Origin of the sequence: Bradyrhizobium sp. (genome assembly GCF_049798375.1) — a bacterium.
Lineage (GTDB): Bacteria > Pseudomonadota > Alphaproteobacteria > Rhizobiales > Xanthobacteraceae > Bradyrhizobium.
On sequence record NZ_JBARGP010000527.1, the window covers coordinates 1 to 9,716 of the forward strand.

General features: G+C 64.6%; 9 protein-coding genes and 1 pseudogene. 5 read left to right on the top strand and 5 right to left on the bottom strand.

Annotated features, from left to right (window positions below; genetic code table 11):
- Positions 1 to 218: pseudogene (locus WA702_RS21345) on the bottom strand (DUF2155 domain-containing protein); the annotation flags it as partial.
- A gap of 238 nt (positions 219 to 456) precedes the next feature.
- On the opposite strand from WA702_RS21345, the gene WA702_RS21350 reads away from it, so the two are divergent.
- On the top strand, positions 457 to 1,404 hold the full coding sequence (locus tag WA702_RS21350) for an alpha/beta hydrolase (protein WP_425112534.1): 948 nt from the start codon (positions 457 to 459) through the stop codon (positions 1,402 to 1,404).
- Positions 1,405 to 1,502: 98 nt separating this feature from the next.
- Here WA702_RS21350 and WA702_RS21355 read toward each other — a convergent pair whose 3' ends face one another.
- Positions 1,503 to 3,242 (bottom strand): phospholipase D-like domain-containing protein, encoded by a 1,740-nt coding sequence (locus WA702_RS21355; RefSeq protein ID WP_425112535.1) that lies wholly within the window; start codon positions 3,240 to 3,242, stop codon positions 1,503 to 1,505.
- Here WA702_RS21355 and WA702_RS21360 point away from each other — a divergent pair.
- From WA702_RS21360 to WA702_RS21375, 4 genes are all read left to right on the top strand, one after another.
- Entirely contained in the window at positions 3,193 to 3,969 is a 777-nt protein-coding gene (locus WA702_RS21360) for a hypothetical protein (protein WP_425112536.1), read from the top strand. The genes WA702_RS21355 and WA702_RS21360 overlap by 50 nt on opposite strands.
- Positions 3,970 to 4,084: 115 nt before the next feature.
- Positions 4,085 to 5,086, top strand: a complete 1,002-nt coding sequence (locus WA702_RS21365; protein WP_425112537.1) for a Na+-dependent transporter — start codon at positions 4,085 to 4,087, stop codon at positions 5,084 to 5,086.
- Between the two features lie 25 nt (positions 5,087 to 5,111).
- The gene (locus tag WA702_RS21370; protein ID WP_425112538.1) at positions 5,112 to 6,359 is read left to right on the top strand and encodes a cation:proton antiporter; all 1,248 of its coding nucleotides are present in this window, start codon (positions 5,112 to 5,114) and stop codon (positions 6,357 to 6,359) included.
- A 162-nt stretch (positions 6,360 to 6,521) separates the two neighbouring features.
- Positions 6,522 to 7,400 carry a transporter substrate-binding domain-containing protein gene (locus tag WA702_RS21375; RefSeq protein WP_425112539.1) on the top strand — a complete coding sequence of 293 codons (879 nt, stop codon included), beginning with the start codon at positions 6,522 to 6,524 and terminating at the stop codon, positions 7,398 to 7,400.
- Positions 7,401 to 7,423: 23 nt separating this feature from the next.
- Here the strand turns inward: WA702_RS21375 and WA702_RS21380 are convergent, their stop codons facing one another.
- The 3 genes from WA702_RS21380 to WA702_RS21390 all read right to left on the bottom strand — a co-directional run.
- Entirely contained in the window at positions 7,424 to 8,092 is a 669-nt protein-coding gene (locus tag WA702_RS21380) for an amino acid ABC transporter permease (RefSeq protein ID WP_425112540.1), read from the bottom strand.
- 29 nt (positions 8,093 to 8,121) lie between these two features.
- A complete protein-coding gene (locus tag WA702_RS21385) occupies positions 8,122 to 9,366 on the bottom strand; it encodes an NAD(P)/FAD-dependent oxidoreductase (RefSeq protein WP_425112541.1) in 1,245 nt (414 codons plus the stop codon).
- A gap of 31 nt (positions 9,367 to 9,397) precedes the next feature.
- A partial coding sequence (locus WA702_RS21390; RefSeq protein ID WP_425112542.1) for an SDR family NAD(P)-dependent oxidoreductase occupies positions 9,398 to 9,716 on the bottom strand: 319 nt, incomplete at its 5' end.

Below are 9,716 nucleotides of genomic sequence, written 5' to 3' on the forward strand. Positions count from 1 at the left end.
GGCGCCGGCAGCACCCGGCCCCGCGGCAGCTCCGGTATCTCTTCCTCCTCGTCGTCAGGTGGCGGCATCGGCTCGCCACGGCGCGGAATATTGCCGGGAGGACGCGGAACGGGGTCGGAGAAAATCGTGCCGATCTGCGCCCGCGCCGGCGTGGACAGCGCGAGGAATGTGGCGGCCAGCATGGCCGCGAGACCGGTCAGGGTTATGGTTCGATGCATCTCGCGCGGCTTTATCAGGCGAATCGGGATTCTGGACAGTCAAATAACGTCATGTCCCATCCGCCGCTCTCGATCAGGCTATCCCGTTAACATGCCGAATACGGCGGGGAAAGGGCGACTGGGCGTGGCCGTTTGGACTGGTCAGCCCGCAACGCGAATGAAATAGTCTTCTCAAATGGTTCCGCGCCCTGCGGACAACAGGCCGCCGGGCCGAACTGAATGCGATAGAGGACACGCAATGCCCGTCACGCTCGATGCCGATGCCGCCGCCGTCTACAAGGCTTTCCAGGAGGCCGGCCGGCCCGCTTACGAGACGCTGACGCCGGACGAGGCCCGCGCCTATTATCTCGCCGCCCGCTTGGTCACCAATCCCGAGCCGCCCGCCCTCGCCGAGGTCAGGGATTTCAGCATCCCCGCGCCGCACGGAGCGATTCCCGCGCGGCTGTATCGACCGCACGATTCGAGACTGGTCGATGGCCTCTCGCCCGCGCTGGTGTTCTTCCATGGCGGCGGCTGGGTGATCGGCAATCTCGAATCCCATGACGTGGCCTGCCGGGCGCTCGCGCACGCAGGCGAGCTGATCGTCATCTCGGTCGACTACCGGCTCGCGCCCGAGCACAAATTTCCCGCCGCGGTCGACGACGCCGTGACCGCGACGCAATGGGTCGCGGACAATGCCCCCTCCCTCGGCATCGATGCGGCGCGCCTGAGCGTCGGCGGCGATTCCGCCGGCGGCAATCTCGCAGCGGTCGTCGCCCTCGCGGCACGCGATGGCAAGGGACCGCAACTCGCAGGCCAGGTGCTGATCTATCCTGCCACCGATTTCGCGATGGCGCATCCCTCGCACAGCGAGCCCGAGACCAGCGTGCTGCTGACGCATTCGGTGATCCGCTGGTTTCGCGATCACTACCTCACCGGCGCGGCCGACATCCATGACTGGCGCGCCTCGCCTGCCAAGGCCGCAACGCTGGCCGGCCTGCCGCCGGCCTACGTGCTGACCGCCGGCGCCGATCCGCTGCGCGACGAGGGTGACGATTATGCGCAGCGGCTGCAGGAGGCCGGCGTTCCCGTCACCCATCGCAGCTTCCCCGGCCAATTCCACGGCTTCTTCACCATGGGCAAGCTGCTGCAGCAGGCCAATGTCGCGGCGAGCGATATCGGTGCATGGTTGAAGCAGCTGAACTAAGCGTGCGCTCGTCAGCTGGCACGACCGCCGTAGCAGACAGCACACGTCGGTGGGGAGGATCAGAACGATCCATCCCGCCGAAGGCGTACCGCCCGCGGTCACGCGAACAGCAGGCGATCCTTGATCTTGTGCGCGACCGTATAGTCGTCGTCCCACCACGGCTTTTCGTCGGGTGCGCGCGGCGGCTTGAGGAGATGTAGTTTCTCGTTCTTGGTTGTCGCCGTCTTCATGGCGACCCGGAAAGAGTAGTGATCGAACAGACCGAGAGCCTCGATCATGTAGGACACCGCGATGCGCCGATCCCTGACAATCACGAGGTTCTCGCCGTTCTTGCGATCCGCCGGCGTGGAGAAATTGTAGGAGCCGAGATAGACCCGCGCCGTCGGCTTGTCGAAGTCGATCACGGTGAACTTGTGATGCATGCGGGTGCCCATGCCGCCCGAGGGCTCCGATTTGAAAGGCTCCGGGACGTTGGCGCTGAGCTCCGCTGCAAACACCGGCGCGACATTGCCGCTCGGATCCTGCACGTCCAGACCACCGACATGCTTGTCGGAAATGCCATAGACGAAGATGTTGGCGTTGTCCGTGACGGCCTTGATGGCGTCCAGCACGACGCCCGGCGTTTCGTAGAGGAATGCGAGCGAATAAAGCAGCGACGACGTCGTGTTTTTCTCGATATCGTCTGCGATCTCAGCGAGCTTGGCGTTGGCCGCGCTGTGCGGCGAGAACGCGACCTTTGCATCGATGCCGGGAAGGCCGAGGTCATTCCAATCGGCGGATGGGGTGGCGCCAAATCCCGCGACATCGTTCTCCTTGGGATCGTCGAAATACTGATCGAAAGCCGCGAAGAATAGATCGACGGGGGTTTCGCCGGTCAGCACCAGCGCGTTGTTCGCCTGCACATAGAACCCGCGCCAGGACATATTGGTCGAACCGCACACGACCTTCTTGACGTTGGCGCCCTTCACCGCGATCGTTTTGTTGTGCTGCAGGCTGCCCATGTGCTGGCGTTTGACATTGTCGCGCCCAGCCGAAGTGACCAGACGGCCCTCGGCTTCGGTCTCGGCGGAGTCCGATTTGCCATGCGTCGAGCTGTCGTCGATGATGATCTTGACCCGGCTGCCCAGCCGTTCGAGGCGATCGACGATTTCGGGCAGATTGAAATCATAGGCCACGACACGGACCTCGGCCTGATCGGCAATCGCCTGATCGAGGGTGGCAAGGATCGCAGCGCGTGCTTCGAAACCCATCCAGGCGAGCGCCGCGGCGCTGTCGGGATGCGTCGATGTAAAATCGAGGCCCTTGTTGGCCACAGGAGCCACCAGCGTCCCGATCGGACCATCTTTCATGTAACGATCGACAAAAGCCTGTGAAGAGACGAAGCCGCGGGTGAACGTCACGTTGGCGACGCCCGGATAGGTCTCACGCGCAAGCTGGAGCGTCACCTCCTGCGCTGCACCTTTGCTGAGCTGATCGTGGTCATCCATGAACATGGGCGTGACGCGATAATTGAAGTCGCCAACCAGATCGGCGTTACGCGGAAAATGCACCCACCGGAATTTCTGAATCGGCGATTGCAGCGTCGAAAGCTGGGCGGGATCGACGTTGCCATCCGCACCGAGGAAACCGAGCCGGTTATTCAGCGCGAAAAACTGGCCGCCGCCCGGCTCCCGATATTCGATTGCGAAACCGACCAGATTCTGTGGCGGCTCGCCATTCTTCCAATTCATGGCGATCAGCGTCATGCCGTCACCGCGGTGCAGCTTGAGCGTGAACAGGGCTTCGGGATTGGTGCCAACGACCTCGAAATCCGAGCTGCTCGCGGCTTGCGGCGTCATCGGAACGGGCGGCGCGGGGTGGGATGGAGCGGGCTGTGACGTCGGCGCGCCGGATGCCGGCGGGGTCACGTTCGGCGTGGGCAAGGGCCTGGTTTTCGGCTTTGGCTTGGGTCGCGCCGCCGTTCCGGTTGTGGTCTTGGCAGCCGTTGCGCCGGTCTTCCGGCTCGCCACTTTCTGCGTGGTCTTGTTCTGCGCGATCTTGGCGGCTGCCTCGGACCCGGCTGTCTTGTATCCGCCGGTCTTGGATGCGCCGGTCTTGGATCGGCCTATCTTGGATTTCGGGCCACCCGTCTTCGATTTAGCCGCGCGAGACGGCAATGTCTTGCGTCCAGCTGCACGCCCGCCGGATTTGGCTTTCGCCTTGCTCGCCTTCGTCCCGACCTTAGCCCTCGCGGTCTTCGCTTTCGCGGTCTTCGCTTTCGTCCTGGCCTTAGTCGCCCTGGCTTTGGTCGTCTTGGCCTTTGTCTTCGCTTTGGTCTTGGCTTTTGCGTTGGTCTTGGCTTTTGCCTTGACCTTCTTGGCCTTCGATTTCGCGGCCTTCTTTTTTGCGACCATCACATTTCCCCCAATCCGAGCGACAGCCAGGCTGTCTTATGGCAATGCATGCCCAGACGACGAGACGGGTCGACGGGCGGTTGAAATCGCTGTCGAAAAAATAAAACTCGCTGAAGTTGTACCATATGCCAAGCAGCTCCCCAAATTCTATTTCTCGAATGGCCGGGGCTGACCGGCCAAACCGCGGGGCGGGCCGACTGCGACATCGACCGTAATCAGATGTGACTTTGCGCAAGCGTCCCGCGCACGCATGGTCGCGCGGTTCATTGATGCCCTTCGGACTCTCGATGCCCTCCCCGCTCCAATCCGTCATCGCCCTGCCTGTACGTGCGCTCGCCTGGCTCGGCAGCCTGGGCACCCGCGCGATTGCCGTCCTGGTTGTGCTCGGGATCGCCGTACCGCCGCTCGGCGAATTGCTGCGGCCCTATGTTGCCGAGGCAATCGTCCTGCTGCTCATCATCTCCTTCATGCGGGTCGACCCATCGAGCCTGCGGGCCTATCTGCGCCGCCCTGCGCTGGTGCTCACCGCGACGGCCTGGACGACGATCGCCGTGCCGGCGCTGATCGGCGGCGCCGTGCACCTGATCGGCATTGATGCCCGGGCGCCGGACCTGTTCCTCGCTTTGATGCTGCAGGGCATGGCCTCGCCGATGATGGCCTCGCCTGCCCTCGCGGCGTTGATGGGGCTCGATGCGACGCTGGTGTTGATCACGCTCGTGACCTCGACCGCGCTGGTGCCGTTCACCGCACCTGTTTTCGCGCACATCTTTCTCGGCGGCATGCTGTCATTGTCTCCGGCTGCGCTCGGGCTGCAGCTTGCGGCGATCCTCGCCGGCGCATTGGCGGTCGCGGTCGTGATCCGGCTTGCCTTCGGCGACGCGGCGATCAAGCGGCAGCGCGCGCCGATCGATGGTCTCAATGTGCTGATCCTGTTCGTGTTTGTCGCCGCCGTGATGAGCAATTTCATTACCGATTTCCGCGCCGCCCCCCTGCACGTCCTGGCGCTCGCGGCATTGGCCTTGGCGATGTTTTTCGTGCTGCTCGGTGCCACGCTCCTGCTGTTCCGGAGCTACGGCTCCGAGCGTGCTCTGGCGCTCGGCCTGATGGTCTCGTTGCGCAACATGGGCCTGATGCTGGCGGCGACCGAGGGGGCGCTGCCGGGCACCACCTGGCTCTATTTCGCGATGAGCCAGTTTCCGATCTATCTAGCGCCCCAGATACTCAACCCACTCACGACGCGGCTGCGCGAAAAGGACGCGCCCATCGTCTCGCTTCGTGCTGACACCTGAGCGCGTTCCTGCTATTGGGCCGATCATGGAGACATCAGCCTCGACCGAGATCGCACGACAGGTATTGCTGGACGCGGGACTCATTCTTGCGATCGGCACGCTCGTTGCCTTTGCAGCACAGAAGGTGCGCATTCCCGACGTTGCATTGTTCCTGATCACCGGCATCGCCATCGGACCCCATACGCTCGGGCTGATCGATATCAGCGCTGACTCGGCGCTGAACCAGATCATCCTGCTGTTCGGCGCCAGCTACATCCTGTTCGATGGCGGCGCGGCGCTGCGCCTTGCGGTGCTGCGCGAGGTCTGGATCACGATCCTCATCATCGCCACCATCGGCGTGGTCATCACCGGCGCGGTGACCGGCCTCGCGGCCGCCTGGATCCTTTCGCTGCCGCTGCCTGTCGCGCTGCTACTCGGCGCCACGCTCGCCTCCACCGATCCGGCGACCCTGGTGCCGGTGTTCCGGCAGGTGCGGATTCGCGACCGTCTCGCGCAGACCGTGATGAGCGAATCCGCCTTCAACGATGCGATGGCCGCCATCATCACCTTCGCTTTGCTTGCTGTCGCGACCGGTGCCGGCGGCTTTTCGCCGGCCCACGCCATGGTCGATCTGATCTGGCAATCCGCTGTCGGCATCGGAGCCGGCTTCGTGCTGGGCTACCTCGCCTGCTTCCTGATCGCTCATGAGAAATGGGCGTTCCTCGCCGAATACGCGCCCGTCATCACGCTGGTCGCGGTGATCGGCGCCTATTTCGGAGCCTCCGGCCTGCACGCCTCCGGCTTCATGGCCGTGTTCGTGTTCGGCGTCGTGCTCGGCAACAAGGAGACATTCGGCTTTCGAATGACGCAAACCGAGGGCGCGAAGCTCGAAGAGTTCGTGCTGACCACCGCCTTCATCATGCGAATCTTCATCTTCATCCTGCTCGGCACCCAGGTCGATTTCGCACTGATGAGCCGTTACTGGCTCGGCGGTGTCGCTGTCGTCACCGTGCTGATGCTGGTGGCGCGGCCGCTGACCGTCTTTCTCTGCGCCGGCGTCGACCGGCGCGCGCGCTGGAGCCTGGCTGAGCTCATCTTCATGTGCTGGACCCGCGAGACCGGTGTGATCCCGGCCGCGCTCGCAGGCCTCCTCCTCGGCATCAAGGCTCCGGGCGCCGAAATCATCGCGTCCGTCACCTTCGTCGCGATTCTGATGACCATCCTGATCCAGGCGCCGACAACCGAATGGCTCGGCCGCAGGCTCAAGCTGATGGCCGATACGTCTACATCTTGATCAGCGTTGCGCGCCGACCGGGCAGATCTCGGCTGCCGGATGCATCCTCAGGTCGCGTAGTGCATTGCGCCCTAAGTCGCAGTTGCCGGAACGGCTGATATCGTTGTTGCTGGCATGCAACGGCGACGCTAGGCTTTCTCGCGGTTGGTGCAGGAGGATGATTTGACCATATCAGACGAACAGACAATTTCCGAAGATCGCCGCGACGCGCTGCGTTACGCGCTGGCGATCGGCAGCGGCGCCGCGCTCGCCACGGCGATGACGCGTCCGGCCTCGGCGACTGAGGCCGGGGACAACACGCTGGATCGCATCCGCGCCAGCAAGACGCTGCGCATCGCCGTGCTGCCGGGCGAGCTGCCCTATTTCAACAAGGACCTCGCCACCGGCACTTGGTCGGGCTTCTCGATCGAGATGGCCAACGACCTCGCCAAGCTGCTCGACGTCAAACTCGAATACACCGAATCGACCTACGGCAATTCGATTCTCGACCTGCAATCCAACAAGATCGATCTCGGCTTCGCGCTCAATCCGACGCCGCAGCGGGCGCTGGTCGTCGACTTCACCCGGACCGTGTTTCCGCATCCGTTCGGCGCCATGCTGAAGAAGGGCCTGGAGGCGAAGACCTGGGCCGACATCAACAAGCCCGAGGTAAAGATCGCGGTCGACGTCGGCTCCGCCAACGAGGCGGTGGCGCGGCGCTTTGCGCCGAACGCCAGCATCAAGTCGCTGAAGTCGCGCGACGAGGTGATGCTGGAGATGGCGTCGGGCCGGGTCGACTGCGTCGTCAACGCGCTGGTGCTGGGTCTGACCGCGATCGCCAAGAATCCGAACCTTGGTACCTACAAGATCCTGCAGTCGCCCTCGGTGTCGGTGGCATCCGCGACGGCGGTGCGGCGCGAGCCGGACAAGGCGTGGCGCGACTTCCTGTCGGTCTGGATCGACTACAACCGCGGCATCGGCCAGATGCGTGAATGGTTCGTCAAGGGCCTGGCGCTGTCAGGCGTCAAGGCCGAGGACGTCCCGGTCGATCTCGATATCTGAGTCAAACGCCAGCGCGGCGTGATCTACACCCTATCGTAGGTCATACCGCGCTCGAACCGGCGCCCGATCAGCGTCGCCGGAAACAGGATCGCGAAATAGATCACGGCGACGATGGTGTAGACCTCGAGCGGCCGGTAGGTATCGGCGTTGATCAGGGTCGCGTTGTAGACCAGATCGGGCACCGCGATGACAGACACCAGCGAGGTGTTCTTGAGCTGCGTCACCGACTGGTTGACGTAAGGCGCAAGCATCGGCTTCAGTGCCTGCGGCAGGATCACGAGCCGCATCATCCGCCAGGAGCGCAGGCCCAGCGCACGCGCCGCGTCCCATTGGCCACGCGGCACGCTCTCGATGCTGCCGCGCACGATCTCGGCATAGAACGCGCCGCCATAGAGCGACAGCACGCTCATCGCCGCGACATGGGCCGGGATGTTGACGCCGATCACCACCGGGAAGGCGTAGTAGAACCAGATGATCTGGACCAGCAGCGGCGTGCAACGAAACAGCTCGATATAGCTGAGCAGCAGCCAGTCGATCACCGGTATGGGCCGCAGCCGCAGGATGCCGACGATGAGCCCGATCAGGGTGCCGGCCAGGATGGTGCCGACTGTATAGGCCATGGTCCAGCCGACCCCGACCCAGAACAGATGGCTGTATCTGGCAAGGATCGCGAAATCCCAGACATAGTGCATGGCGACCCCAGGTTCTTAAGGTTCATGTCTCAGAGATAGCGGCTCGGCGCAAAGGCCGTGACGTCGAAGCTGGGCGCCTCGCCCGCAATCATCGCCGCGATCGCTGCCCCCGTCGCCGGCCCCGTGGTGAAGCCGATATGCTGGTTGCCGAATGCAAGCCACAGGCCGGAATGCCGCGGCGCCGGCCCGATCATCGGCAGCGAGTCCGGCAACGTCGGCCGCGCGCCGCGCCAAGGCTCACCGACCGCGTCGCCGAATTCGACCACGCTGCGCGCCAGCGGCACCATCTTGTCGAGCTGCGCGGTGGACGACGGCGCGTCGCGATCGGTCAGCTCGACGCCAGAGGTGATGCGGATGCCCTGCTCCATCGGCGTCATCAGGAACGCACCATCGGCATCGTTGATCGGCCGCAGCAGTTGGCGCGCTGGATCCGGCCTGAACTCGCGATGATAGCCGCGCTCGAACGCCATCGGCACGCGATAGCCGAGCGGCCGCAGGATGTCTGGCGACCACGGCCCGAGCGCCACTACGACATGGCGCGCGCGGGTGGCACCGTCCTGGAAGATGACGCGCCAGCCGGCGCTGTCGGGCGCCAGCGCCTTGACCGGCGCCTGCCGCATCACGCCGCCCGCGGCCTCGAACATCTTGGCGTAGGCCTTCACCACATTGCCCGGCGAATCGACCGACGCCGTCTGGCTGTGCAGCAGGCCTGTCTTGTAGACCGGCAGGATGTTGGGCTCGAGCGCGGAGATCGCCTGGCGATCCAATAGCTCGCTCTTGATGCCGAACGCGGCCAGCCATGCCTGCTCTGCTTTTGCCGCCGCGGCGCCATCGCCGCGCCAAGCCTTGAGCCAGCCGGTCTCGCGAATGCGCTGCGGCTCGCCGGCCCTGACGATCCAGTCGCGGTGCAGGGCCAAGGACGCGCCGATCAGGCCGTGCAGCGCTACGGCGCGCGGCTGCACCCGCGACGGCACCGCGTTGGCGAGGAAGCGCAGCACCCAATCGAGATTGCGCACGGTCCAGGCCGGATTCCAGCGCAGCGCCGCGCTCTGATTGGTCAGATAGGACGGCAGCGCGGAAAATAGCGAGGGCTTGTTGAGCGGCAGGATCGAGCCGCTCGAGAGAATGCCGGCATTGCCGTAGGAGGTTTCCTCGCCCGGCGGCTTGCGATCGATCAGCATCACCGACAGGCCGCGCTCGCGGAGCGCGTAGGCTGTGGAGACGCCGACGATGCCGGCGCCGAGCACGACCACATCGGTTGCTTGATCCGTCATGCTCTCGCTCATTGCTCTGTCCAGATTTCACTCAAGCCAGGGTCAGCCCGCCATCGACCGGCAGCACCGCGCCGGTGATGTGGCGCGCCGCTGCCGACAGCAGGAAGTTGACGGTACCAGCGATGTCGTCGGGCTCGGCCAGCCGCTGCAGCGGATTTGCCTTGGCCGCGACCTGCCAAGCGGCAGGATCGAGCGAGCCGAGCCGGCCCGGATCCTTGCGCGTATAGCCGGGCGACACGATGTTGGCGGTGCCGCCCGCCGGCGCAAGCTCGATCGCCAGGCACCGCACCAGGGCTTCCAGCGCGGCCTTGGCCGCGGCCGAGGCCGGGAAGGTGCCGCCGGTCACAAAG

Coding starts and splice junctions, on each gene's coding strand:
- WA702_RS21365 (WP_425112537.1), top strand. CDS start 4,085: ATGCCCTCCCCGCTCCAATCCGTCATCGCCCTGCCTGTACGTGCGCTC.
- WA702_RS21380 (WP_425112540.1), bottom strand. CDS start 8,092: ATGCACTATGTCTGGGATTTCGCGATCCTTGCCAGATACAGCCATCTG.
- WA702_RS21385 (WP_425112541.1), bottom strand. CDS start 9,366: ATGACGGATCAAGCAACCGATGTGGTCGTGCTCGGCGCCGGCATCGTC.
- WA702_RS21370 (WP_425112538.1), top strand. CDS start 5,112: ATGGAGACATCAGCCTCGACCGAGATCGCACGACAGGTATTGCTGGAC.
- WA702_RS21355 (WP_425112535.1), bottom strand. CDS start 3,242: ATGACGCCGCAAGCCGCGAGCAGCTCGGATTTCGAGGTCGTTGGCACC.
- WA702_RS21350 (WP_425112534.1), top strand. CDS start 457: ATGCCCGTCACGCTCGATGCCGATGCCGCCGCCGTCTACAAGGCTTTC.